The following is a 22714-nucleotide window of genomic DNA, read 5'->3' on the forward strand; positions in this document are numbered from 1 at the left end:
TCGGCGAGCAGCAACCGCTCCGACAGCGGGTAGGTTCGGTGCCCGTGACCGATCTCGACGAGCACGGACGACCCGAACCTCCGCTGGCCGGCACGGAGGCCGCCACACTCCTCGCCTTCCTGGACTACCAGCGCGCCACGCTGGCCTGGAAGTGCGGCGGCCTCGGCACCGCGGGACTCACGGCGACGATCGGCGGATCGGCCGTGACACTCGGCGGGCTGCTCAAGCACCTCGCCTACGTCGAGAGCCACTGGTGCTCGTGGCGGTTGCACGGGCAGCGGCCCCGCCCGCCGTGGGACACCGTGGACTGGACCGCCGATCCCGACTGGGACTGGCACTCAGCCGCCGACGACAGCCCCGAAGAGCTGGTCGCGCTGTGGTACGACACCGTCGAGCGGTCCAGGACGCTGGTCGCCGACGCGCTGGCCGACGGCGGCCTCGACCGGCTCGGCCACGCCTTCGGCCAGGACACCCGGACGCCGAGTCTGCGCTGGATCCTGGTGCACCTGATCGAGGAGTACGCCCGGCACAACGGGCACGCGGACCTGCTCCGCGAGTCGATCGACGGGCAGACCGGCGAATGACGCCTCAGACCCGGGCCATCGCTCCGGCTGTCAGCTCCACCGACCGCACGCGGTCGTCGATCGCGGCGGCGTGGTGGGCGAGGATCAGCTCGTCGGCCTGTGCCGTGGCCGCGAAGTCGTCGAGGTAGGCGCGAACCTCCTCCGGCGTGCCCGCGGCCGTGTACTGCGTCATCGACGCCAGTGAGCGGCCGTTCGGCGAGGCGAGGAAGGCGTCGATCTCGGCGTCGGTGAAGTTGGCGCCGGGCCTGCCCATCGAGAGCATCGCCTTGGTCCTGGCCCGGTAGGCGCGGGTCATCTGGTCCACCGCGTCGTCGTGCTCGGTCGCGGCGAACACGTTGACGCCCGCGATGACGTAGGGCTCGGCGAGCTGCTCCGAGGGCGTGAACGTCTCGCGGTAGACGGCGACCGCCTGGTGCAGCGCGTCCGGTGCGAAGTGCGACGCGAACGAGTACGGCAGGCCCAGCTGCGCGGCGAGGCGCGCTCCGAACAGCGACGAACCGAGGATGTAGAGCGGTACCGCGGCCTCGGCGCGCGGCACCGCACGCACGCCGCGCACGGCCTTGCCGCTGAGGTAGGTCTGCAGTTCCAGCACGTCCTGCGGGAACGAGTCGGCCGCGGCCGGCGAGCGGCGCAGTGCCAGCATCGTGTTCTGGTCGCTGCCCGGCGCCCGGCCAAGGCCGAGGTCGATCCGGCCGGGGTGCAGCGACTCCAGGGTGCCGAACTGCTCGGCGATCACCAGCGGCGAGTGGTTGGGCAGCATGATGCCGCCGGCGCCGAGCCGGATGGTGTCGGTGTGGGCAGCGACATGGCCGATGAGCACGCTCGTGGCGCTCGACGCGATCGAGGCCATGTTGTGGTGCTCGGCGTACCAGACGCGGCGGTGGCCGGAACGCTCCGCGGCGCGGGCGAGCGCGACGCTCGCGTCGAAGCTCTCGCGAGCGGTCTGCCCGCTCGCGATGGGGGCGAGGTCCAGAATGGACAGTTCGGTGGGCATGGCGGTCACCTTCCGGGTCACAGGTCGCGGTGCAGTCGCTCGGCGAAGGCGCGGATGCGGTCGTCGTCGCGGCGGTAGTAGGTCCACTGCCCCCGCCGCGTAGCGAGGAGGAACCCAGCCCGCTGCAGCACCGCGAGGTGCGCCGACATCGTGGAGGCCGACGTGCCCGCCTTCTGCTGGATGAGCCCGACGCACACGCCCAGCTCGGCGGCCTCGCCCGCGCTCTCCGGGAAGTGGCGCTCGGGATCCTTGAGCCACTCCAGGACGCGCAGGCGGGTCTCGTTCGCCAGCGCCTTGCACTCGCCGAGCACGCGGCCCCTCCTTCGCCATTTCGCTAATTAACGAAATTACTCCTGCCACCGACGGGCACGCACCATGACACCGCTCACCCCGCCGCGTACCGTGGGCGGCGCAGACCCGTGCGCCGAGTACGAACGGAGCAGGCCGTGAGTTCCGACCCGACCGACCCGCACACCCAGGGCAGCCCCGAGCCGCCTCCGCCCGTCGTACCGGAGGGCGACTACACCACCGGTGGGGTGCCGACGTTCGACTTCGTGCGCGACCGTATCGAGGGCAGGGTCGCCACCGCGATGGGATCCCAGGAGCTCGCCGAGGGCACCCCCGAAGCGGCGTCCCTCGACGAGCAGCTGGCCGAGCGGGCGAAGGCGGGCAAGGAGCGGCTGGAGGAGATCCGCCGCTCGATGCGCAAGGAGTGACTCAGGGCGCGATGCCCACGCCGGGCATCCGGCTCAGTGCGCGCTCCCTGCCCGCGCTGATCGCGGGCCAGTGCCTGCCACCGGGACGCGGGTAGACCTTCGACGCGTAGTCACCAGGCTGGAAACCAGGGTCGAAGAAGCAGCCGGTGCCGTAGCGCTCGTCGAACGCCGCGCAGGAGCCGGCCACCCCGGCCGGATCGGGCTTCTCCCCGGTGCGGGTCCACGTCGCCAGAGCCGACATCACCGTGGCGTACTCGGCATCACTCAGCGAACTGTGCTCGGCCTCCGTGGTGAACGTCTGCACGAGCCGGTCGGACGTGCGGGCGCCCGTCAGGGTCGCGCGGTAGGCGGACTCGTGCTCGACGAACGCCGTCGGGTCGTCGATGGCGTGCATCGTGAGCACCGGGATCGTCACCGCGCCGGTCAGGTCGCTGTCGTAGGAGAGGTCGCGCACCGCCGACGGATCGGCCGAGAACCGTCGCACACCCGCGTTGAGGGCCGCGTCGTCGTGGGAGCCGCGGTAGCGCACGGTCCGGTTTCCGAACGGGTTCCGGCTGTCGAGTCGTTCGTGCACGATGTCACTGAAGGTCCGCGTCGCGAACCGCAGGTGCGACTCCAGCGTGCGCTCCGGGATCCCGGTGACACCGAGGATGTCGTCGAGGTTGCGCTGCTGCGTGGCACTGCGATGCTCCGGCGGTGAGTCGATGCCGGTGCATTCCTGCAGCCGGGCGTTCAGGTCGCTCGACGTCATCGTGGTGCCCTTCGGCAACCCCATCCACAGTGGATAGTCCGGTTCGGTGGGCCTCGGGTGGTTGCCGCAGTAGTACTGGTAGACCACGCGCAGGTCCACGCGGTAGTCGTAGCCGCGCGAGCCGCCGGCGAGCACGCCGTTGGTCAGCAGCGCGCCATCGTAGGGGCGATCCGGGCCCGCGCCGTAGCTCTCGGCGACCTTGGCCGCGACGTTGCCGCCCCACGACTGGCCGTGCACGAAGGTCTGTTCCGGCTTTCCGAACTCGGACACGAACAGCCTGCGCAGGTTCTCGGTGTCCTCGGCCGCCATCCGCGTGCCGTAGCCGCCGCGGCGGTACGACGATCCCGCCCACGCGTAGCCTTCTCGCACCATCACCGACCAGCGGGCGAGGTCCTCGGGGCTGCGCTCGGGGTCGGAACTCTCGGTCAGGTCCGGGCCGCCGTGGGCGTGCATCACGAGGGAGCCGTTCCAGTTCTGCGGGATCGCGATGGCGTAGTAGGCGCCGTTGTCGTCCTTGCCCGTGAAGCAGCGCGCCTGACCGGCGAGATCCTCCGGGCACGCGCTCTCCGCCGGTCCCCCGCTCGCGGCGGCGGGAAGCCCGGGAGCGAGCGTGACGGCCAGGAACCCGGCCAGCACCACGGTGCCTGCTCGGCGGGCCCGGCGTGCGCCCGATGACTGACTGGTGTCCACGACGACCTCCTGTCACCTCGCGGGCGCACCGTCGCGCCGCGCTGCGCAGGGATGTTAGGCACCTCCGCGCTCCCGTGCCCGGTTTCGTTCATAACGGTCCCCAGTCCGGTGATCTGTGCGGTGAGGACGTCGGGCACCATGACCACCAGGTGGGACGTAGCGCGAATCACAGTGTTTGTTAGGCTAGCCTTCCCTTAGCTTGGAGTGGCCGTCACAAGCTAGGGAAAGGGATCTTCGTGAGTCGTTGCCTGCGGGTCGCCATCGTCGGGTCAGGCCCCGCCGGAATCTACGCCGCCGACTTCCTGCGCAAGTCCGACGCGGACGTCGAGGTGGACATCTTCGAGCGGATGCCCGCGCCGTTCGGGCTCATCCGCTACGGCGTCGCGCCCGACCACCCGCGCATCAAAGGCATCGTCGACGCACTGCACCGCGTGCTCGACAAGCCGGGAGTGCGACTGTTCGGCAACGTCACCTACGGCACCGACCTCAAACTCGACGAGCTCCGCCAGTTCTACGACGCCGTGATCTTCGCGACCGGCGCGGCGAAGGACCGGCCGCTCGACATCCCCGGCATCGGCCTCGAGGGCAGCTACGGCGCGGCCGACTTCGTGTCCTGGTACGACGGGCACCCTGACGCCCCTCGCGCCTGGCCGTTGCACGCGACGAGCGTGGCCGTGCTCGGTGTCGGCAACGTCGCGCTCGACCTCTCCCGGGTGCTGGCGAAGTCCGCCGACGAACTGCTGTCCACGGAGATCCCGGGCAACGTCCACACCGGACTGGACGCCAGCGCGGTCACCGACGTGCACGTGTTCGGCAGGCGCGGACCCGCCCAGGCGAAGTTCACCCCGCTGGAGCTGCGCGAGCTCGACCACTCGACGAACTTCGAGGTGGTGGTCGACCCCGAGGACATCGACTTCGACGAGGGCTCCATGGCCTCGATCCGCGGCTCCAAGCAGGTCGACATGATCGTGAAGACCCTGCAGGACTGGGCGATCCGCGACCGCAGGCAGCACCGCAGGAGGCTGCACCTGCACTTCTTCCACTCGCCGGTCGAGGTCCTCGGAGACAACGGCGTGGTGAGCGGCCTGCGCACCGAGCGGACCGCGCTCACCGGCGACGGCTCCGTGCGCGGCACCGGCACCTACCACGACTGGGACGTGCAGGCCGTCTACCGTGCGGTCGGCTACCTCTCGTCGCACCTCGCCGACGTGCCGTTCGACCACGATTCGGCAACGGTGCCGCACGAGTCGGGCCGGGTGCTCGACATCGACGAGAATCAGCTGGAGGGCGTGTACGTCACCGGGTGGATCAAGCGCGGCCCCGTCGGCCTGATCGGGCACACCAAGGGCGACGCCACCGAGACCGTCACGAGCCTGCTCACCGACGCGCCGAACCTGCCCGCCGCGCCGCAGCGCGACCCGCGCGCCATCGAGGAGTTCCTCGCCGACCGCGGCATCGGGTACACGACGTGGGAGGGCTGGCTCCGCCTCGACGCGCACGAGCGCGCACTGGGCGAGCAGCAGGGCCGGGCCCGCGTCAAGGTGGTGGAGCGCGACGAGATGGTGCGCGTCTCCGGCGGCTGACGCCTCCCCCAGTGGCGCCCCGCGACGTTAAGGGCTGTGCGACTGCGTTTCATCCCCATGCCCAGTCGCACAGCTCATCCCGCGGATGAACCCCGACCCTCATCCGCAGGGGACGCGAAACGTGCCTGTCCCGACGGCACCGCTGTGTTCCGCGCGATGTCGAGTCTCCGGGTGGCGGGCGGGTGGCGACTAGAGTCGTTCGCCCCTGCTGTCGTCGCGAGCCCGGTGAGCCGGCGCACAGTGGTGAGCCGGCATTCCCGATGAGAGAAGGGAATCAGGCCGGGGCGGGCACGATCGTGAGCGTGGCTCCGGAGTCGCGGATGCGGCTCGGCCGCCGGCAGTCCGTCGTCGGCCAGCACGAGGTCGAAGCCGGTCAGCGGAGCGAGCGCGTCGAGACCCTGGCGCGCGAACTTCGTGTGGTCGACGAGCAGCACCCGCCGTGAGGCCGACTCCATCATCGCGCGCTTGATCTCCGATCGTGGCCTGCGACTGGTGGTAGCAGCGGCCGTGCGAGATCGCCGTGGTGGACAGGAGGGGCGAGCCGGTCGCCAACGCGGTCACGCCCTGAACCGCGCGGTCCCGCTACTGCGTGGCGAACTCGCGGTAGTCCACGTCGTCGGGGCTGCCGAGCCGGAAGCCGCACACGTCGAGCGCGACGCCGCCGGTGGCCTCGGCCAGCGCGAGCGCCAGCTCGCCCGCCCTGCGCAGCCGGGTCTGGTGCAGCGTCGTGGTGTCGTCGGTCAGGTGGACCGAGCACCGGTACACGGTCTCGCCGAGGTGGCGCACCGCCGGGAACTGGCCGTTGGTGGAGCGGCGCCGCCGGGGCTTCGCGGACACGGTCGCGTCGAACGCCAGCAGCAGCGGCTCGTCGTCGTCGGCGGCGGTGAAACCGTAGAACTTCCGGTCCTTCCCGGTGATCCGCGCGCCGGGTAGCCGAGCGGACACGAGGTCACCCACCGTCGCCGGGTCGATCGCCTTCGCCGTGTAGACGGCCGTCACCGGGTCGTCGGGATGTCCGAAGTTCACCGGATCGGCGAGGTGCGGCGAGCCGTCGAGCGCCCTCGCGAGCCCGGTCACGATCGGGTCGGGACCCTTCGTCCCGCCCTCGGCGAGGAGTGCGAAGTACCAGCCTGCCGGGATCCGGGCGCCGGTCGACTGCTCGGGCGCCAGCTCGACGGGGCCGCGCAGCAACCTGCCGGTGCTGAGCCGGATGCCGTCGTCCACGGGCTCGGCGCCCGGGTCGTAGCGCCGCGACGCCTCCAGCAGCTCCCTCGGGTCCGGTTCCGAACGGAACAGCACCGACGGGGTCTTGCGCAGCCGCCGGATCTGGCGCCGTAGTCCTCCGAACACGCGCGAAGTGTACGGGCTGACGGGGGCCGCGTGGGGGTCGCGACGCGAGCACCTTGATCACACTGTGCCCTCCCGCGGCCACCCGCGCGTGGCAGGTCAGCTCACGACCGCCACCTCGCGCCGCGCCGGGTCGATCCGCACGACGTCGCCGGTGCTCACCGCGTCGAAGAACGCGTCGTCGACGCCCGCGACGATGGGCAGGCCCGCCGTGACCGCGCCCTGCACCATCACGGGGTTGGTCGCCCCGAACACGAGCCCGCACGGCCCCACTCCGAGGTCGCGCATCGACAGGAACGCCCAGCCCGCCGCGACACCACCCTGCACACCGCGCGCGATGAGGATCCGGTCGCGCACCGACGTGCCCAGCAGCGGATGGTCGCCGCGTGAGATCACCCCGGTGGTGCGGTCGAGGTCGTAGCGAGCGCTGAACGGCACCGGGCTCACCACGGCCTCGGCCTCCACCGTGGGCCCCGTCGCCTGCCGGACCGCGAACGTCGTGCTGGTCATCGGCTGCTCACCCTTCCCGTGACGGCGGCCTCGACGCACTCGGCGGTGGTGCGCAACGCGGGCCGGTAGCCGTGGGCGCGGATGATGTTGACCAGCTTCGCCGAGTTGGTGACGAGGTTGCGCCAGCCGAACGTGTCGCGCTGCGCGGCCGGATCCATGACATACCAGCACGTTCCGCGCAGTACGACGCCGCCCGCGTCGGTGATCGCGGCCAGGTGACCGTGCTCGCTCAGCGCCTCGAACGTCATGGAGTTGGTGGTGGCGATCAGCCGCACCGAGTCGGCGACCTTCCTGCCGCGCAGGCCGTCGGCGAGCTGCTTGGCCTCGAAGAACGACAGCTGCGGTGCCGTGAACACCACGAGGTCCACCTCGCCGCCGCCGGGGAACTCCCTGGCGAGCGCGGCCTCGATGTCGGCGTCGGTGACCTCGAACTCGTCGAGCACCTCGCGTCCCCGGTTCGCCGCCTCGAACGTCGGAGCCTCGGGCGTGATGCCCACGACGTGGTACATCGCCATCGAGCCGAAGCTGGCGAGGCTCGCGCCGAAGTGCTTGAGCTGGTCGGACACCGGACCCCGCGCCTGGGCGAGCTCGATCGCAGGCACGTTCCAGTAGCCCCGGCAGCGCTCCCCCACGATCGTGCCGAGCGCGCCCCACTCGGCGACGTCGGTGAGCGCCGCGCTGACCCGGACCCGGACGTTGGCCCTGCGATGGGTGTCGAGGTGGTAACCGTACTCGGGTGTGCGGCCGGTGAGCGCCGCCGCGAGCCCCGCGGCACCGGACTCGTAGTTGGTGCGCGCGCCGAGCACCGAGTTGGCGTAGGCGACCGTGCCGGTGTCTCCCCACGCGACGTGCTCACCGAAGCGTGGCTGGTAGACGGTCTGGTAGCCGATGCACGTGTTCACGGCCGACACCCCGAGGTCGCGCAGCAGCACCCGCGTGCGTTGCTCGCCCTCGATCAGGTCGGCGGACTGCGCGAACAGCTGCGCGTGCTCGAGGTCGACAGACTGCGCGTTGCGCGTGGTCGGCACGCGGGCGGTGAGCCCGGCGTCCACGAGCCGCGTCAGGTAGTCCAGTCCCGCCTGGCCGAAGACCTCGCGGTCTCCCATGAAGTGCGCGTTGGAGATCTCGACGAGCCGGTCGGCCCCGAAGAACTCCCCGACACTGACCTGTTCGCGCAGTACGCCGGCGAGCGCGTCGCCGTGGGAGCCGTCCAGTACCTCGCGTTCGAACGCGGTGAGTCGCATCCACCCTCCGTTCCACTGGTACCGTCGAACGTAACACGTTCGAGGACAAATGGGCGGCGATCGATGTGACAACTGAAGACAAATCTGCTCTCGTCCGCGGCAGCGCGAGCATGAGCGCGCAGCTTGCCGACGCGTTGCGCGCGCAGATCGCCACCATGGAACCGGACAGCCAGCTGCCCACCGAGGCCGACCTCGTCGCGCGCTACGGCGTCAGCAGGACCACCGTGCGCCGGGCGCTGGGCGACCTCGTCGACGAGGGACTGCTCGTGCGCAGGCAGGGCGCGGGCACGTTCGTCGCGCACCGCCGCATCGTCCACCCGCTCGACCGCCTCCGGCCGTTCGTCTCGATCTTCGCCGGGTCCGGCGAGCAGCCGGAGGGCCGCCTGCTGCGCTACGAGTGGGTTGACGAGCCGGTACTGCCCTCGGCACAGTCGCCGGTCTCCGGGGCGTTGCTCGTGCGCAGGCTCTACATGATCGACGACGAGCCGCAGGTGGTCGCCGACATCGCCGTGCCGGACCCGTTCGGCCAGCGCGTCTCGCGGGCCGAGATCGAGCAGCACCCCGTGTACCAGGTGCTGCGCGAGCAGCTCGGGCTCACGCCCGCCTACGGCCGCATCACCCTGTCCAGCCAGGCCGCGAGCGACGACCTCGCCCCCGCGCTCGGCCTGCCCGAGGGCCATCCCCTGCTGGTGCTGCGGCGCACGACGCTGGACTCCGGCGACCGGCTGCTCGAGCACGCGACGTACTACCTGCGGCCCGACCGCTTCGAGCTCCAGCTCACCGTGGACGCCGCCGGGATGGAGAAGGTGGCCTACGACTTCGGCGAGCCCGGCGCGGCGCTGGTACTGGTTCCCCCGGCCTGACCGTCCACTGCGGACACTTGCCAGGCGCCGTCGCCCCGCGAGATCATGTTCCGGGGGCCGGAACCGGCGGGCAGAGGTGCTGAGTCGTGTTGTTGCGTCAGTTGGAGTACCTGGCGGCGCTGGCCAGGGAGCGGCATTTCGCGAGGGCGGCCGACGCCTGCCACGTGTCCCAGCCGTCGCTGTCGGCGGCCATTCGCAAGCTCGAACGCGAACTCGGCGTGCCGATCGTGCGCCGTGGCCGACGCTTCGACGGGCTCACGCCCGAGGGCGAGCGCGTGCTGCTGTGGGCCCACCGCATCCTCGCCGAGCGCGACGCACTGCGGCACGACCTCTCGACGATGCGCCAGAGCCTGTCCGGGGTGCTGCGCATCGGCGCGATCCCGACCGCGCTCACGGCGGCACCCCTGCTGACCACGCCGTTCTGCGATCGGCACCCGCACACGAGGGTATCGCTGGAATCGTTGTCGTCACGGGAGATCACCCGCGGGCTCGCCGAGTTCGAACTGGACATCGCCATGACCTATGTGGACGATGACGAGCTCGGCGCCGTGCGGGTCACCCCGCTCTACGAGGAGCGCTACCTGCTGCTGACACCGAACGACGGGGCCCTCTCCGGGCGGGGTGTGGTCCGCTGGGCGGAGGTCGCGGCGCTGCCGCTGTGCCTGCTGACCCAGCGGATGCGCAACCGCCGCATCCTCGACGGCTTCTTCGCCGCAGCCGGCGTGGCGCCGGTGCCCGCGATCGAGACCGACACCGTGTCGGCGTTGTACGCGCACGTCGCCACCCACCGGTGGTCCAGCGTGATCTCGCACGCGTGGCTGCACATGTTCGGCATCCCCGAGGGCATGCGGGTGGTGCGACTGGAGGACCCGTCGCAGCTCCCGCAGATCGGGATGGTGATCGCCGACCGGGAACCGGAGCCGATCCTCGCGCGAGCACTGCTGGAGCTCACGCGCGACCTCGACGTGCGCAGCACGCTCGACGGTGTGTTGCACGGGCACCTCGGATCGCGATAGCTCGCGGCTATCCCGCCATAGCCACTTTCGCTTTGACCGGGGCGCTCGTCCACGAGGAAGGTCGAATGCACCTGCTGGCAACGACTTTCGAGGAGAAGGCCATGGCAAAGGTGCTGTGCGTGCTCTACGACGACCCGGTGGACGGACACCCCGCGACCTACGCGCGAGACGACCTGCCGCGCCTCGACGGCTACCCCGGGGGCCAGACGCTGCCGTCGCCCTCGGCCCTCGACTTCACGCCGGGAGCGCTGCTCGGCAGCGTGTCCGGCGAGCTCGGCCTCCGGCGGTTCCTGGAGGCGGCCGGGCACACGCTGGTGGTGACCTCCGACAAGGACGGCCCCGACTCGGAGTTCGAACGCGAACTGCCCGACGCCGACGTGGTGATCTCCCAGCCGTTCTGGCCCGCCTACCTCACCGCGGAACGGATCGCCAAGGCGCCCAAGCTGAAGCTGGCCGTCACCGCCGGAATCGGTTCCGACCACGTCGACCTCGACGCCGCGATCGAGCACGGCGTCACCGTGGCCGAGGTGACCTACTCCAACAGCATCAGCGTCGCCGAGCACGTGGTGATGATGATCCTGTCGCTCGTGCGCAACTACCTGCCCTCGCACCAGTGGGTGCTCGACGGCGGCTGGAACATCGCCGACTGCGTGTCCCGCTCCTACGACGTCGAGGGCATGCACATCGGCACCGTCGCCGCGGGCCGCATCGGGCTGGCCGTGCTGCGCAGGCTCGCGCCGTTCGACGTGCACCTGCACTACACCGACCGGCAGCGGCTGCCGGAAGCGACCGAGCGGGAGCTGAACCTGACGTTCCACCCGAGTGCCGCCGACCTGGCGACGGTGTGCGACGTGGTGACGATCAACGCGCCCCTGCACCCGGAGACGGAGGGCCTGTTCGGGCGTGACCTGCTCGGTTCGATGAAGCGGGGCGCCTACCTGATCAACACGGCGCGGGCACGGATCGCCGACCGGGACGCCGTGGTGACGGCACTCGAGAGCGGACAGCTGGCCGGCTACGCCGGGGACGTGTGGTTCCCGCAGCCCGCTCCGGCCGACCACCCGTGGCGGACGATGCCCCACCACGGCATGACGCCGCACATCTCGGGCAGCTCGCTCTCGGCGCAGACCCGCTACGCCGCGGGCACGCGCGAGATCCTGGAGTCGTGGTTCGCGGGCACACCCATCCGCGACGAGTACCTGATCGTCGACGGCGGCAAGCTGGCGGGCACCGGGGCGCAGTCGTACTCGGTCACCCGCTGAGTCCGATCGCGCGGGATCACTCCGGTCTGCCGAGCTCGGCCGGAGTGACCCCCTCGGCCACCTCGGTGCCGTCGAACCAGCCGCACCGGGGCTCGCCGGGCGGCCGGTCGAAGCGCGCCACATAGGGCTTGAGGTCCACCACCGGCGTGCCGTCGAGCAGGTCCACGCCGGAGAACCGCACCGTGCGCTCGCCGACCTCCAGCACCCGCACCAGACTCAGGCCGAGCGGCGTCGGCCTGCGCGGTCCCCTGGTCGCGAAGATGCCCATCCGCCTGCCCTGTCGCCGCAGCAGGAAAGGCACGTGCGTCAGCGACATCGGCCCGTCCGGCCGGTCGAGCCAGCTGAGCAGCCAGGCGTAGTCGAACCCGGCGAGCCCGGCCAGGCCCTCGGCGAAGCGCTCGTCGAGTTCGAGCGTGCCCTCCTCGGCCCGGTTGGCCGCGGCCTGTACGGGGGTGGACTCCAGTTCCGTTCGCGCGGTGCGCACCACGCCGATGACGGTCGGCCTCATCAGCGCAGCATCACACACCTCACCCCTCGGGCGGACTGTCCACGCGGAGTTTCCGGGCGGCGAAGCCGGTCCAGGCCAGCCCCGCCGCCGTCACCCAGAGCACTCCCGCGGCGCCGAGCCCCGCGGCGACCAGGCCGACGGTGCCGGGCACGAGCACCTGGCCCGCGCGGTTGCCGGTGAGCCGCAACGACATCGCGCGACCGCGCATACCGGGCGGCGCCGACTCGGCGAGCCACGACATCGTCAGCGGCTGGCCCACGCCGAGTCCGAGCCCGGCGACGATGACGGCCGCCGCGAGCACCCAGATCGGCAGCGGCGCCGCCGCCACCGCGAGCCCGGCCGCCGACGCGGCGATGCTGATGAGCAGCACCCGTTTGCGGCCCAGCCAGCGCGTGAGCCTGCCGAGGAAGAGCCGCGACGCCATCGACGACACCGCCCTCAGCGTCAGCAACGTGCCCACGACACCGGAGGCGATGCCGCGCTCCGCGCCGAGCGCCGGCAGGTACACCAGCGAGATGTCGACGGCGGCGAGCACGACGCAGCTGGTGAGCAGCGCGCGCGGCAGGCCGGGCAGCCGCAACAGGCCGCCGACGCCCGCGGTGGCCGCAGGGGCGCGCTCGCGGGTCCGGGACCCGTCGACGATCGCGAACGACACCGCGAACACCACGACGGCGAGCAGCGCCGCACCCTGGAACACGGGCGTGGTGTCGGGAATCGCCTGCGACCCTCCGAAGAGGACGATCAGCAACGGGCCCGCGGCCTGTCCCGCCGACGCGGCGAAGGTGTAGTAGCCGAACGCGGCGTCGAGCTTGCCGGAGGTGGTGGTGTTGGCCACGAGCGCCTGCTGGCCCACCACCGCGCACAGGTGCGCCGTGCCGAGCACGATGCTCGCCGCCACGAGCCCCGGGATGGTCGAGCCGAAGACCAGGAACGTGCCGCCCGCGACGGTGAGCAGGAATCCGCCGGTGATCATCACGCGGCGTTCGCCGACCCGGTCGACGATGGTGCCGGCCGGCAGCGCCAGCACGAGCGGCGCGAGCGCGAACGTGCCGGACAGCACGCCGAGCCACGCGGGCGAGAGATCCAGTTCCAGCGCGCGGTAGGCCGTCGCGGGACGGAGCACGAACGTCACGGCCTGCGCCAGCGCCGCGTGCATGAGCAGGGCCCACGCGCGCCCGCCCTCGGCGGTGCGCGTCCCGGGCCCGTCAGTCATGCGGCTTCATGAGCCGCCAGGCGGCCTTCGCGCCGAGGCTGGTGTCGATGTGCTCGCGCATCATCGACTCGGCCGTGTCGCTGTCCCCCACGATCACGCTCTCGGCCAGCAGCCGGTGCTCCCGGTCCTTCTTCGCTCGCTCCTCGGGTCCGCGCTCGACCTCGAGCGCGAGCCTGCGGTACCGGTCGGCCTTGTCCCACAGGCCTTCGAGCGTCTCGATAAGCAGGTCGTTGTGGGCGGCGTGGTAGATCGCAGCGTGGAACCGGCGGTGGTGCAACAGTTCGGTGTAGTCGGGGTCGCTCGGCAGCGCCTCGAGCCCGTGGACGGCGTCGCGGATCGCGGCGATGTCGGCCTTGGTCCTGCGCTGCGCGGCCAGCCCGGCGGCCAGTGGGTCCAGCGAGCGGCGCATCTCGAACAGGTCGCGCGCCTCCTCGGCCTTGAGCTCGGCGACGCGCGCGTCGCGATGGGCGTCGAGCTCCACCAGGCCCTCGGCCTTGAGCCGCCGCAGCGCCTCCCGCAGCGGCGTGGTGCTGATGCCGATCGTGCGCGCGAGCGTCGCCTGGTTGATCACCGAACCGGGTTGGAACTCCCCGGTGAGGATCTTCTCCCGGACGCTGTCGTAGGCCAGCTCGCTCTTGGTCACCAGTGAGGCCGCAGGCTCGCTCATCCCAACTCCTCTCCAACGGCTATAGCGTACCTGGCCACTGGATGAGCACTAAAAGTGCGGCCCAAGCCGGCGTCGGAGCTGTGGGCATCAGCGAGCTTATAACCTGGATCACACCTGAAGCCCTCTGCGACCCCCGGACACGGCGCGAGGCCGGGCCCCGGGTTTCCCGGGATCCGGCCTCGCGTGCGCGGGGAGGCTAGCGCTGGTGCTGGTCGCCGCCGCCGTTGTTGTTGCCGTTGTCGCCGCCACCCAGGAAGTCCTTGGCCTTGTCGGCGCCCTGGTCGATCTTGTCGGCGTGGTCGCCGAACTTCGACTTCGCCGCGTCCGCGGCCTTGTCGATGCCCTGCTCCGCCTTCTCCGGGTTCTTGTTCAGGGCGTCCTTGGCCTTGTCGAACAAGCTCACGTCAACCTCCTCAGGGTCCGGGCCGCTCATCGGCCTGGTGCGCGGAGGGTGGTCGGCGCGGGCGCGCGGCAAACGGGTTCGGGCCGGAACCCATGCCATCGCGTGACCCCGGAAGGTGTGAGCGGGCTCCTCGGCTCAGGCGTGCGGATCGAACGGGATGTCCGAGGGCTTGGCCTTCTCCAGGTTGCTCTCGAACGCGCCGTCCTTGATCGCCAGGCTGGCCTTGCCGTAGTCGGCCGAGGTCAGTGCGTCCCGGATTCCCGCAGGGAAGTTGTCCCAGCTGACCAGGTCCGGGTACTGCCAGGTGCCGTAGTGGTTCTCGGGCGGCTCGTCGCCGGTCGAGGCGATCCGGAAGGCGTGGGTGCTGCCACCGTCCTTGTGGTACACGACCTTGGGGTGCGTGCCCTCCCACTGCACGTCCGAGGCCGCATACGTCGAGTAGTCGCCGTGTGCCGAGACCGAGACGTAGCGCGCCTCGTCCTCGTTGACCCACACCACGACGTGCTCGATGTCGTGGCGGTGCCCGAACGCGTCGACGCCCGCCACCACCTGGTCCTTTTCGAAGTACAGGTCGTAGAGGTAGGCACACCAGCCCGAATCGTCACACTTCGCGCGGGAGTACGAGTTCGTGTTGTCCAGATCGGACTGGTCCCGGCAGTTGCCGTCCAGCGCACCCGAGTTGTTCAACCCCTCGGCGATCGCACCGTCGGCGCCGATGGCGGGCGTCGGGTAACAGCCGTCCTTGTCGTAGTCGAACGCGGGCTGCCATGTGCCGTCGGCCTCGGCGTGGCTCGCGGGCAGGGCGCCGGGCGGCTCGGCGAAGGCCTGGCCCGCGAGGGGCACCACCAGCAGCAACGCGGTGGCACCGAGCGCGCGCAGGGTGAACATGACTGTCCCGCGCCCCCGGCGCCGGGTGGTCTGGACGTTGGTCAACGGAGATCCTCTCGATCACTGCCGGCACGGCCGTAACAGAGCCAAGCAGGATCGGGCGCCAACGATCAACCAACGAAAGTCGAATAGTGCCGGTCGTTCACACTGCGGGGTCACGGACCCCTGACGTGGTCGTGCCGGTGCGCGCGCAGCTCGTCGGCGAGGTCGGCGGCGAGCCGGGTGTCGAGGTGCGGGTGCGGGACGGCGTTGAGCTCACGCCGCCACGCTCGCAAGGCCCGGCGAAGCCGGCAGCGGGCCCTCAGGCGAGGGAACAACATGCTGGGAAGTCGGACAACACCCCCTCGGCGTTACCGCGCAGTAGTGGAATTGGTGCGATCGGCCGATCGGCCGGGCGGCGACGCCCGCGTCGGGTCACCGGTGGGCAACGCACGAACCGCGAGTCCCGTCGGCACCTCGCCATCCGGGCCGTGGAGCCCGACCCTCGTACCTGGTCTAAAAGATCCACTGTGGACTAAGCTACCGCCCTCCGTGCGGGCAGCACCTCGTCCACGATCCCGCGCTCCCTCGCCTGGTCCGCGGTGAGGACCGTGGTCCGTTCCAGATCGGCCGAGACGGCGTCGGGCTCCCTGCCGGTGTGCCAGGCCAGGATGGACTCCAGCTGCGCCCGCCTGCGGCCGATCTCCGCCGCCTGAATCTCCAGATCGGACACCTGCCCGCGCACGCCCTCGACGCTCGGCTGCGTCAGCACCACCCGCGCCCCCGGCAGTGCCAGCCGCTTGCCCGGCGCACCCGCGGCCAGCAGCACCGCGGCGGCGTCGGCCGCCTGTCCGAGACAGACCGTAGCGACGTCGGCGTGGATGTAGCGCATCGTGTCGTAGATGGCCATCAGCGAGGTGATCGAGCCACCCGGCGAGTTGAGGTAGAGCAGGATGTCGCGCTCGGGGTTCTCGTACTCCAGGTGCAGCAGCTGCACCATGACGTCGTTGGCCGAGACGTCGTCGATCGGGGCGCCCAGCATGATCTGCCGGTCCTCGAAGAGCTTCTGGTACGGAGTGGACTGCATGAGTCCGTACCCGGTTCGTTCGACGAACGACGGGATGTGGCGGGAGTGTCCGTCCGGCGCGGTCACGTTGGTTTCCCCTTTCCGTTGCGGTGTGGGGGAAACGTATCCGCGCCACACCCGCCGCGTCCCGCTCGTTCACTCAGCGCGTACGGCTTGCCGCTGTGGAGGGGCGAATGTTCGCTACCGGCGATCGGCGGCGACCCGGTGCCCGCGGTTCGGGCTGCGGTTCCTCGTGGCCTGCTGTTCTACCCGGCCTACGGGCGCCGCGAGTCGGTGCTCGCGCGCCAGGGCGTGTCCGACGAACGCGCCCGCTGATACTCGGCGTGGACGTCGCCGCCGAACAGCCTCCAGTAGAAGCCGTTCATACGGGCGGCGGCGGGTGCGTGCCGGGCCAGGATCGCGGCTACGACCGGTGGCACGTCCGCCGGGATGTCCCCCGCCGCGCACCGCAGCACGTACTCGTTGCGGGCGACCGGCCCGCCCCCGGCGGGCATCGGCACGCCGCACACGTCGGTCACCAGCCAGTTGACCACCCGCATGGCGGCGTAGTCCGCGTCGTGTTCCTCGTGGCGCGCGACGAAACCGGCCTCGGCGGCCGACAGGTCGAAGCGCGCCGAGGTGGCCAGGCCGAAGTCGGTGAGGTAGATCCGCTCGCCGTCGGTGCGCAGGTTGCCGAAGTGCCCGTCCAGGTGCAGCAGCTCACGCTCGCGCAGGAACGCCACGATCTCGGCCAGCTGCCGCTCCACGAGCTCGGCCTTGCTCGCCGGGTCCTGCCGGAGCCAGCCGCCCACCGGATGCGGGAGGTACTCGGAGAACAGCACGAGGCTGTGCGACGCGGCGGCCAGCTCCTCCAGCCGGGCGCGGGCGGCGGGATGGCCGTCCAGAGCGTCGACCGCCGCGTCGAGGTCGGCGTGCTCGGCCGCGACCGGTGGGCGACCGGGCAGGACCCGCCAGTGGTGCAGCAGCGGGAACAGCTCCGTCTCGCCGGAGAGCACCCCGTCGGTCACCACCTGGTTCGCCGCCAGCTCGCGCCACGCGGTGAACCCCGGGCTGCCGATGCCGTAGTGACAGAACAGCGGCAGCCCGAACAGGTTCGCCGTGGACCGTGGCCGCGCGAGTTCGCGGTCGGTCAGCGGGACACGCTTGACGAACACCGGCGCCCCGTCGACGTCGAGCATCGCCGAACCGCCACCGACGCCGACGCCGACGGCCGAGGCCGTGTCCACGAGCGCCGACAGCGCCGCGTCGTCGCGGGACGCGAGCGCGCCGGAGACCGTGTCGTGGCGGGCCCGTCTGGCAGCTGACATCGGCCCATCATGCCAAGCGGTGGCAACGCGAGGGTCAGACTGTCGCTGTCCCGAGACTGTCGACGCTGTCGCGCGCGCGGAGCCAGTCGGCGTAGACCTCCGCGTAGGCGCGCGCCCGCGCCGGATCGGGCTCCACCTCGCGCAGCGCGCCGACCAGGCGGGTGCGCAGGACGTCGGGATCGGTCACCGCGCCGGAACCCAGCAACGCCAGCGCCGCCGCACCCAGCAACGTCACGTCCGGCTCCGGCGAGACCAGCAGCGGCCGGTCGAGCGCGTCGGCGCGCAACCGCGCCACCTGCGCGCTGCGCGCCGAGCCACCCGCGAACGCGACGGGAAGCTCGACCGTCGGGTCGAGCAGGTCCAGTCCTTCCCTGACCGTGAACGTCGCCGCCTCCTGCGCCGCGCGCAGCAGATGCGCCGCGTCGTGCTCGGGCCGCTGCCCGAGCACCGCGCCGCGCGCGCCCGGCAGCCAGCGCGGGAACCGCGCACCGGTCATGGTGGGCAGCACCGTGAGGCCGTCCGCGCCGGGAGCCAACGCCGTGAGGCGGTCCTCCTCGACGGAACCGACGAGACCGCGCCAGCGGGCCACGGCGCCACCGGTGAGCCCGGTTGCTCCACCGGCGACGAACCGGTCCGGCAGCACCGACGGGTTCAGCATCGCGCCGCCGGGCACGGCGACCCCGGACGGCAGCAACCTGCCGACGACATCGGTGGTGCCCGCGACGTCGGCGATCACGTCCTCGCGCGTGCCCAGCAACAGTCCGATCCCGACCGAACCGTCGGGCCCGCCCGCGACCACGGGCAGTCCGGCCGGCAGGCGCGTCTCGGCGGCCGCGTCGCCGGTGAGCTCACCGACGACCGAGGCCGGTTCGGCCTGTACGGGAAAGAGCGCCGGGTCGAGCCCGAGCCGGGTGAGCGCACTCGTGTTCCACGCGCGGGCGCGCACGTCGGAGGCCAGCGTGTACGCGGCGTCCACGGTGTCGGTGACGACCCGGCCGGTCAGCCGCGCGACGAGGTAGTCCTTGGGCGAGAGCACGGCAGTCACGCGGGCGGCGAGCCGTGGATCGAGCCCGAGCAGGTAGGCCAGCGCTCCCCCGGTGGGCGCCGGACGGCCCGACGCCAGCAGGAGCTCGCGCGTGGTGTCCGCGTCGAGCGCGGCCAGTTCCGCGGTACCGCGCGGGTCGGCCCAGCCGCCGCCGGGCTCGACCGGCTCGAGCGCCTCGTCCACCGCGATCGTGCCGATGTGCGCGGCGATCGCGAGCGCCGACGGCGCCGGTCCGCCGTCGAGCCCGGCGAGCGCGGCCACGACGTCGGAGTGGAGCGCGTGCGCGTCGAAGGTCTCGCCGCCGAGCCCGGACGCGCGCCGGACGTGCGCCGACGAGACCACCTGTCCGTCGGCGTTCACCAGTGCCGCGCGCACCGCCGAGGTGCCCACGTCCACCGCGATGACGTGAGCGCTCATTCGGCGTCGATCCGCAGCAGCACCGGAAACGCGGGCAATGTCCAGCTTGTGGTGAACTCCACGACCTCGGCGGCCGCGCCGTAGGTCGTGCGGCGGGCCTCGAGCACCGCGCCGCCCGGCTCGGTGCCGAGCAGCTCGGCCTGCTCCCCCGCGAGCAGCGCGCCGGTCATGGACTGGTCGGCGTAGCGCAGCTGCACGCCGAAGCGCTCGGTGAGCGTGCGATACAGCGAGCCGCCGAGCAACGGCTCCCGGCACAGCGAGGGCGCCACGGCGTAGGGCACCCACGCGTCCTGCAACGCGGCGGGAGCGCCGCCGATCAGCCGCACGCGGGTGACGCGGTTGACCATGTCGCCCTCGTCGATGCCGAAGACACCGGCCACCTCCGCGGTGGCCGGCGCCGTCTCGGCCCGCACGATGCGGCTCTGGACCTCACCCGCGGTACCCGCGATCTCGTCGGCGAACGAGCGGAGCCGGTTGAGCCTGCGCCCGCGCTTCGCGGTCTCGCTGACGAAGGTGCCACTGCCCTGCCTGCGCACGACGAAGTTGTCGGAGTCGAGCAGGTCCAGTGCCTGGCGGACCGTCATCCGGCTGACGCCGTACTGCTTGGCGAGATCGTTCTCGCCGGGCAGCTGTGCCGACGGAGCCAGCAGTCCATCCTGGATCTGCGAGACGATGTCGTCGTAGATCACGCGGTACCTGGGTGCGCGCGCCATGATCAGATCGCTCCCGCCTGGTGCAGCCGGTCCACGTCCTCGCCCGACATGCCCAGGATCGTCCGGTAGACGTACTCGTTGTCCTCGCCCACCTGGGGAGGCGCCTTGCGGACCGTGGCCGGGGTCTTCTCCAGCTTCACCGGGTTGCCGGGCATCCGGATCGTGCCGAGCTCGGGGTGCTCGGACTCGACGATCATGTCACGCGCGGCGATCTGCGGTGACTGAGCCACCTCGGCCACCGAGGCGACCTTGGCGTAGGGCACCCCGGCCTCGTCGAGCACGCGCGCGATCTCGTCGGTGGTCAGCGTCGCCGCCCACGCGCCGATCTCGCCCTCCAGGTACTCCTGGTGCGTCATCCTGCCCTCGACCGTGGCGAAGCGGGGGTCCTCGGCCAGTTCCGGCCGCTTCATCACTTCGCACAGCTTCGGGAACAGCGACGCCGTGCCCGCCTGGATGTAGATCGGCGCGTCCGCGGCCTCGTACACGTTGACCGGAGCCGTGAGCAGGTCGCGCGACCCGCTGCGCGGCATGTCCTCGCCGAGCATCAGCTCCGACATCAGCCGGATTCCCAGCGCGGAGAACATCGTGTCGAACGACGCGATGTCCACCAGCTGTCCCTCACCCGTGCGCTCGCGGTGCAGGATCGCCATGAGCGCACCGATCGCGCCCTGGTAGCCGGTGGTGTAGTCGGCGATGTAGGTGCCCGACAACGTCGGCTTGCCACCGGGCTCACCGGTCATGTCCATCAGCCCCGACGACGCCTGCGAGATCGCGTCGAACAGCGCCCTGCGCGAGTCCGGTCCGGTCTGGCCGAACCCGGAGATCGAGACGAGGATGATGTCGGGGTTGAGCTCCTTCATCCGCTCGTAGCCGATCCCCATCTTCTCGATCGTGCCCGGGCGGTAGTTCTCCACCACGACGTCGGCCCACTCGATGAGGCGCTCCAGGATGCCGAGTGCCTCGGGGTGGCGGGTGTCGAGGCTCGCGTCGTACTTGTTCCGGTGGTACAGGAACATGTAGATGCTCTCGTCGTGGAAGTACGGCCCGTGATGGCGCGAGTCCTCCCCCGCCGGCCGCTCGACCTTCACGACCTCGGCCCCGAAGTCGGCCAGGATCTGCGCGCAGAGCGGCCCCGCGATGAACCGCGAGAGGTCGAGCACCTTGGTCCCGGCGAGCGGCCCCGTTGCAGCGTTCGCCATTCTCGTCATCCCTTCTTCGGCGCCACGAACGACGGGAACGTCCACGCGTTGACGTCGCGGTCGATCGGCACGTCCAGCACCACGGGCTCGCCAGCGGCGAAGGCGTCGGCCACGCGCTGGCGCAGCTTCGACAGGCTGGTCACCACCTCGCCGCCGACTCCCATCGCCCTGGCAGCCATGCCGTAGTCGACCGCTCCGAAGTCGACACCGATCGTGCGCCCGTTGAAGTGCAGTTCCTGTTCCTGGCGGATGTTGCCATAGCTCGAGTCGTTGAGGACCACGATGCACACGTTGCCGCCGACGCGCGCCAGCGTCTCCAGCTCACCCATGCTCATGCCGAGCGACCCGTCGCCGATCAGCGCGAGCACGGGCCGCCTCGGGTCGATCAGCGAGGCCGCGATCGCCGAGGGCAGCGCGAAACCCATGTTGCCGAAGCCGACGGGCTTGATGTAGGTGTTCGGCCGCGTGATCTCCCAGAGGAACGACCACACGCCGGGGTTGCCGGCGTCGGGGATCAGCAGCGTGTCGTCGGGCGAGACCTCGCGCAGGGTCCGCACGATGTCGGCGGGCGAGAGCTCACCCTCGGCGTCGCTGTCGCTGACCTCGGATCCCTGCCACCACGCCGACCGCTTGGCCTCCAGCGATGCGAGCCACTCGGCGCGGCCCTGCTTCGCCGCCCCGGCGCGCTCGCCGACCGCGGTGACGAGGTCGCGGGAGAACGAACCGAGGTCGCTCACCACGCCCTGCGTGATCTCGGAGTAGTACCGCCCGATCATCGTCGGGTCGACGTCGACCTGGACCACCTCGGGCAGCGCGCGCTTCCAGCGGCCGGTGGAGACGGCGTTGAGGCTGTTGCCGAGCGCGAGCACGAGGTCGGCCTCGCCGAGCACGTCGCCGGACAGCACGGTGCCCATGCGGCTGACGGCGCCGTAGACGAGCGGGTGCGTGGTGGGCACCGAGCCGATGCCGTTGAACGTGGTGACCACGGGGATGCCCAGCGCGTCGGCCAGCGCCAGCACCTCCTGGTCGGCCCGCGCGCGGTTGCCGCCGTTGCCGAGCCAGATCACCGGGCGCTTGGCCGAGAGCACGCGCTCGGCCACCCTGGCGAGCGCGACCGGGTTGGCGGAGGGTCGCTCGGCTACCCAGTCGCGGCTCGGGTGCACCTCGGGAACCGACGGCGGATTGGCGACCTGGTTCTCGATGGTGTCGCGGGCGAAGTCGAGGTGCACCGGGCCGGGGTTGCCGGTCAGCGCGTTGACGTAGGCCTCCTCCATCGCCTGCTTGATCGACGACGCGTGCGCGACCAGGCGGGAGTACTTGACCAGCGGCTTGATGAGCTCCACGTGGTCGGCGTTCTGCGCGTCGTCCTTGTGGATGTTCTCGCCGTTGTTGTTGCAGGTGAGGACGAATCCGGGGCTGGAGTCGCGGTAGGCGCCGCCGACACCCGTGATCAGGTTCGTCGCGCCGGGTCCGGTGGTCGAGATGCACGCGGCCGGTGTGCCGGTGAGCCTGCCGTAGGCGTCCATCATCACGGCGGCGGCGTTCTCGTGCCGCGTGTGGACGACCTCGATGCCGGGGGTGTCGATGATCGCGTCGGTGATCGCCAGCGTCTGGCCGCCGACGACGCCGAAGACGTACTCGACGCCGAAGGAACGCAGCATGTCGACGACCAGCTGGCCACCGGTCTTGGAAGTGCTCATGGAGGTGATCCGCTTTCTTTCGTGTCGG

25 protein-coding genes are annotated in these 22714 nt (G+C 71.3%); 6 read left to right on the forward strand and 19 right to left on the reverse strand.

Features of this window, described 5'->3' with window-relative positions; translation table 11 throughout:
- Positions 1 to 44: 44 nt before the first annotated feature.
- The gene (locus JHE00_RS03695; protein WP_200314716.1) at positions 45 to 584 is read left to right on the forward strand and encodes a DinB family protein; all 540 of its coding nucleotides are present in this window, start codon (positions 45 to 47) and stop codon (positions 582 to 584) included.
- Between the two features lie 4 nt (positions 585 to 588).
- On the opposite strand, the gene JHE00_RS03700 is transcribed toward JHE00_RS03695, so the two are convergent.
- Complete coding sequence (locus JHE00_RS03700) at positions 589 to 1578, reverse strand: LLM class flavin-dependent oxidoreductase (RefSeq protein ID WP_200314717.1); 990 nt, start codon at positions 1576 to 1578, stop codon at positions 589 to 591.
- Between the two features lie 17 nt (positions 1579 to 1595).
- Positions 1596 to 1889 (reverse strand): ArsR/SmtB family transcription factor, encoded by a 294-nt coding sequence (locus JHE00_RS03705; RefSeq protein ID WP_200314718.1) that lies wholly within the window; start codon positions 1887 to 1889, stop codon positions 1596 to 1598.
- A gap of 135 nt (positions 1890 to 2024) precedes the next feature.
- Here JHE00_RS03705 and JHE00_RS03710 point away from each other — a divergent pair, with 135 nt between their 5' ends.
- On the forward strand, positions 2025 to 2294 hold the full coding sequence (locus tag JHE00_RS03710; RefSeq protein WP_230422789.1) for a hypothetical protein: 270 nt from the start codon (positions 2025 to 2027) through the stop codon (positions 2292 to 2294).
- Between the two features lies 1 nt (position 2295).
- Here the strand turns inward: JHE00_RS03710 and JHE00_RS03715 are convergent, their stop codons facing one another.
- Positions 2296 to 3735 carry a hypothetical protein gene (locus JHE00_RS03715; protein WP_200314719.1) on the reverse strand — a complete coding sequence of 480 codons (1440 nt, stop codon included), beginning with the start codon at positions 3733 to 3735 and terminating at the stop codon, positions 2296 to 2298.
- Between the two features lie 236 nt (positions 3736 to 3971).
- Between JHE00_RS03715 and JHE00_RS03720 the strand changes: the two genes are divergently transcribed.
- Complete coding sequence (locus tag JHE00_RS03720) at positions 3972 to 5318, forward strand: FAD-dependent oxidoreductase (protein ID WP_200314720.1); 1347 nt, start codon at positions 3972 to 3974, stop codon at positions 5316 to 5318.
- A 74-nt stretch (positions 5319 to 5392) separates the two neighbouring features.
- Here the strand turns inward: JHE00_RS03720 and JHE00_RS34870 are convergent, their stop codons facing one another.
- From JHE00_RS34870 to JHE00_RS03740, 4 genes are all read right to left on the reverse strand, one after another.
- Positions 5393 to 5776 carry a hypothetical protein gene (locus tag JHE00_RS34870; RefSeq protein WP_307831804.1) on the reverse strand — a complete coding sequence of 128 codons (384 nt, stop codon included), beginning with the start codon at positions 5774 to 5776 and terminating at the stop codon, positions 5393 to 5395.
- Positions 5777 to 5900: 124 nt separating this feature from the next.
- The gene (locus JHE00_RS03730; protein ID WP_200314721.1) at positions 5901 to 6668 is read right to left on the reverse strand and encodes a glycoside hydrolase family protein; all 768 of its coding nucleotides are present in this window, start codon (positions 6666 to 6668) and stop codon (positions 5901 to 5903) included.
- A gap of 96 nt (positions 6669 to 6764) precedes the next feature.
- Positions 6765 to 7175 carry an aconitase X swivel domain-containing protein gene (locus JHE00_RS03735; protein ID WP_200314723.1) on the reverse strand — a complete coding sequence of 137 codons (411 nt, stop codon included), beginning with the start codon at positions 7173 to 7175 and terminating at the stop codon, positions 6765 to 6767.
- Entirely contained in the window at positions 7172 to 8419 is a 1248-nt protein-coding gene (locus JHE00_RS03740) for an aconitase X (protein ID WP_200314725.1), read from the reverse strand. The genes JHE00_RS03735 and JHE00_RS03740 overlap by 4 nt, the downstream gene beginning before the upstream one ends.
- Positions 8420 to 8529: 110 nt before the next feature.
- Between JHE00_RS03740 and JHE00_RS03745 the strand changes: the two genes are divergently transcribed.
- The 3 genes from JHE00_RS03745 (at position 8530) to JHE00_RS03755 (ending at position 11560) form a co-directional block, all read left to right on the forward strand.
- On the forward strand, positions 8530 to 9282 hold the full coding sequence (locus tag JHE00_RS03745; RefSeq protein WP_200314727.1) for a GntR family transcriptional regulator: 753 nt from the start codon (positions 8530 to 8532) through the stop codon (positions 9280 to 9282).
- 86 nt (positions 9283 to 9368) lie between these two features.
- A complete protein-coding gene (locus tag JHE00_RS03750) occupies positions 9369 to 10298 on the forward strand; it encodes a LysR family transcriptional regulator (protein ID WP_200314729.1) in 930 nt (309 codons plus the stop codon).
- Between the two features lie 101 nt (positions 10299 to 10399).
- Positions 10400 to 11560 carry an NAD-dependent formate dehydrogenase gene (locus JHE00_RS03755; protein ID WP_200314731.1) on the forward strand — a complete coding sequence of 387 codons (1161 nt, stop codon included), beginning with the start codon at positions 10400 to 10402 and terminating at the stop codon, positions 11558 to 11560.
- A gap of 16 nt (positions 11561 to 11576) precedes the next feature.
- Here the strand turns inward: JHE00_RS03755 and tsaA are convergent, their stop codons facing one another.
- From tsaA to JHE00_RS03815, 12 genes are all read right to left on the reverse strand, one after another.
- A complete protein-coding gene (tsaA, locus tag JHE00_RS03760) occupies positions 11577 to 12068 on the reverse strand; it encodes a tRNA (N6-threonylcarbamoyladenosine(37)-N6)-methyltransferase TrmO (protein WP_200314733.1) in 492 nt (163 codons plus the stop codon).
- A gap of 19 nt (positions 12069 to 12087) precedes the next feature.
- On the reverse strand, positions 12088 to 13281 hold the full coding sequence (locus JHE00_RS03765; protein ID WP_200314735.1) for an MFS transporter: 1194 nt from the start codon (positions 13279 to 13281) through the stop codon (positions 12088 to 12090).
- Positions 13274 to 13948: a GntR family transcriptional regulator gene (locus JHE00_RS03770; protein WP_200314737.1), complete on the reverse strand. Its 675-nt coding sequence runs from the start codon at positions 13946 to 13948 to the stop codon at positions 13274 to 13276. The genes JHE00_RS03765 and JHE00_RS03770 overlap by 8 nt, the downstream gene beginning before the upstream one ends.
- 196 nt (positions 13949 to 14144) lie before the next feature.
- The gene (locus JHE00_RS03775) at positions 14145 to 14351 is read right to left on the reverse strand and encodes an antitoxin (protein WP_200314739.1); all 207 of its coding nucleotides are present in this window, start codon (positions 14349 to 14351) and stop codon (positions 14145 to 14147) included.
- A 135-nt stretch (positions 14352 to 14486) separates the two neighbouring features.
- On the reverse strand, positions 14487 to 15239 hold the full coding sequence (locus JHE00_RS03780) for an NPP1 family protein (RefSeq protein WP_200315816.1): 753 nt from the start codon (positions 15237 to 15239) through the stop codon (positions 14487 to 14489).
- Positions 15240 to 15394: 155 nt separating this feature from the next.
- Positions 15395 to 15559, reverse strand: a complete 165-nt coding sequence (locus JHE00_RS03785; protein ID WP_200314741.1) for a hypothetical protein — start codon at positions 15557 to 15559, stop codon at positions 15395 to 15397.
- A gap of 194 nt (positions 15560 to 15753) precedes the next feature.
- Entirely contained in the window at positions 15754 to 16371 is a 618-nt protein-coding gene (locus tag JHE00_RS03790; protein ID WP_200314743.1) for an ATP-dependent Clp protease proteolytic subunit, read from the reverse strand.
- Between the two features lie 188 nt (positions 16372 to 16559).
- Positions 16560 to 17612 (reverse strand): protein kinase family protein, encoded by a 1053-nt coding sequence (locus JHE00_RS03795; protein WP_200314745.1) that lies wholly within the window; start codon positions 17610 to 17612, stop codon positions 16560 to 16562.
- A 34-nt stretch (positions 17613 to 17646) separates the two neighbouring features.
- On the reverse strand, positions 17647 to 19074 hold the full coding sequence (locus JHE00_RS03800) for a xylulokinase (protein ID WP_200314747.1): 1428 nt from the start codon (positions 19072 to 19074) through the stop codon (positions 17647 to 17649).
- On the reverse strand, positions 19071 to 19787 hold the full coding sequence (locus JHE00_RS03805; RefSeq protein WP_200314749.1) for a GntR family transcriptional regulator: 717 nt from the start codon (positions 19785 to 19787) through the stop codon (positions 19071 to 19073). The genes JHE00_RS03800 and JHE00_RS03805 overlap by 4 nt, the downstream gene beginning before the upstream one ends.
- A gap of 2 nt (positions 19788 to 19789) precedes the next feature.
- Positions 19790 to 20986, reverse strand: a complete 1197-nt coding sequence (locus tag JHE00_RS03810) for a CaiB/BaiF CoA transferase family protein (protein ID WP_200314751.1) — start codon at positions 20984 to 20986, stop codon at positions 19790 to 19792.
- A gap of 5 nt (positions 20987 to 20991) precedes the next feature.
- On the reverse strand, positions 20992 to 22686 hold the full coding sequence (locus JHE00_RS03815) for a thiamine pyrophosphate-binding protein (RefSeq protein ID WP_200314753.1): 1695 nt from the start codon (positions 22684 to 22686) through the stop codon (positions 20992 to 20994).
- Positions 22687 to 22714: the final 28 nt, after the last annotated feature.

It is taken from the genome of Prauserella cavernicola (genome assembly GCF_016595675.1).
GTDB classification, from domain to species: Bacteria; Actinomycetota; Actinomycetes; order Mycobacteriales; family Pseudonocardiaceae; genus Prauserella_A; species Prauserella_A cavernicola.

Excerpts from the sequence above, each read along its gene's own strand:
- JHE00_RS03740 (WP_200314725.1), bottom strand. The coding sequence starts at position 8,419 with ATGCGACTCACCGCGTTCGAACGCGAGGTACTGGACGGCTCCCACGGC.
- JHE00_RS03700 (WP_200314717.1), bottom strand. The coding sequence starts at position 1,578 with ATGCCCACCGAACTGTCCATTCTGGACCTCGCCCCCATCGCGAGCGGG.
- JHE00_RS03745 (WP_200314727.1), top strand. The coding sequence starts at position 8,530 with ATGAGCGCGCAGCTTGCCGACGCGTTGCGCGCGCAGATCGCCACCATG.
- JHE00_RS03815 (WP_200314753.1), bottom strand. The coding sequence starts at position 22,686 with ATGAGCACTTCCAAGACCGGTGGCCAGCTGGTCGTCGACATGCTGCGT.
- JHE00_RS03805 (WP_200314749.1), bottom strand. The coding sequence starts at position 19,787 with ATGGCGCGCGCACCCAGGTACCGCGTGATCTACGACGACATCGTCTCG.
- JHE00_RS03810 (WP_200314751.1), bottom strand. The coding sequence starts at position 20,986 with ATGGCGAACGCTGCAACGGGGCCGCTCGCCGGGACCAAGGTGCTCGAC.
- JHE00_RS03770 (WP_200314737.1), bottom strand. The coding sequence starts at position 13,948 with ATGAGCGAGCCTGCGGCCTCACTGGTGACCAAGAGCGAGCTGGCCTAC.
- JHE00_RS34870 (WP_307831804.1), bottom strand. The coding sequence starts at position 5,776 with ATGATGGAGTCGGCCTCACGGCGGGTGCTGCTCGTCGACCACACGAAG.
- JHE00_RS03785 (WP_200314741.1), bottom strand. The coding sequence starts at position 15,559 with ATGTTGTTCCCTCGCCTGAGGGCCCGCTGCCGGCTTCGCCGGGCCTTG.
- JHE00_RS03755 (WP_200314731.1), top strand. The coding sequence starts at position 10,400 with ATGGCAAAGGTGCTGTGCGTGCTCTACGACGACCCGGTGGACGGACAC.
- JHE00_RS03780 (WP_200315816.1), bottom strand. The coding sequence starts at position 15,239 with ATGTTCACCCTGCGCGCGCTCGGTGCCACCGCGTTGCTGCTGGTGGTG.
- JHE00_RS03735 (WP_200314723.1), bottom strand. The coding sequence starts at position 7,175 with ATGACCAGCACGACGTTCGCGGTCCGGCAGGCGACGGGGCCCACGGTG.
- JHE00_RS03800 (WP_200314747.1), bottom strand. The coding sequence starts at position 19,074 with ATGAGCGCTCACGTCATCGCGGTGGACGTGGGCACCTCGGCGGTGCGC.
- JHE00_RS03765 (WP_200314735.1), bottom strand. The coding sequence starts at position 13,281 with ATGACTGACGGGCCCGGGACGCGCACCGCCGAGGGCGGGCGCGCGTGG.
- tsaA (WP_200314733.1), bottom strand. The coding sequence starts at position 12,068 with ATGAGGCCGACCGTCATCGGCGTGGTGCGCACCGCGCGAACGGAACTG.
- JHE00_RS03795 (WP_200314745.1), bottom strand. The coding sequence starts at position 17,612 with ATGTCAGCTGCCAGACGGGCCCGCCACGACACGGTCTCCGGCGCGCTC.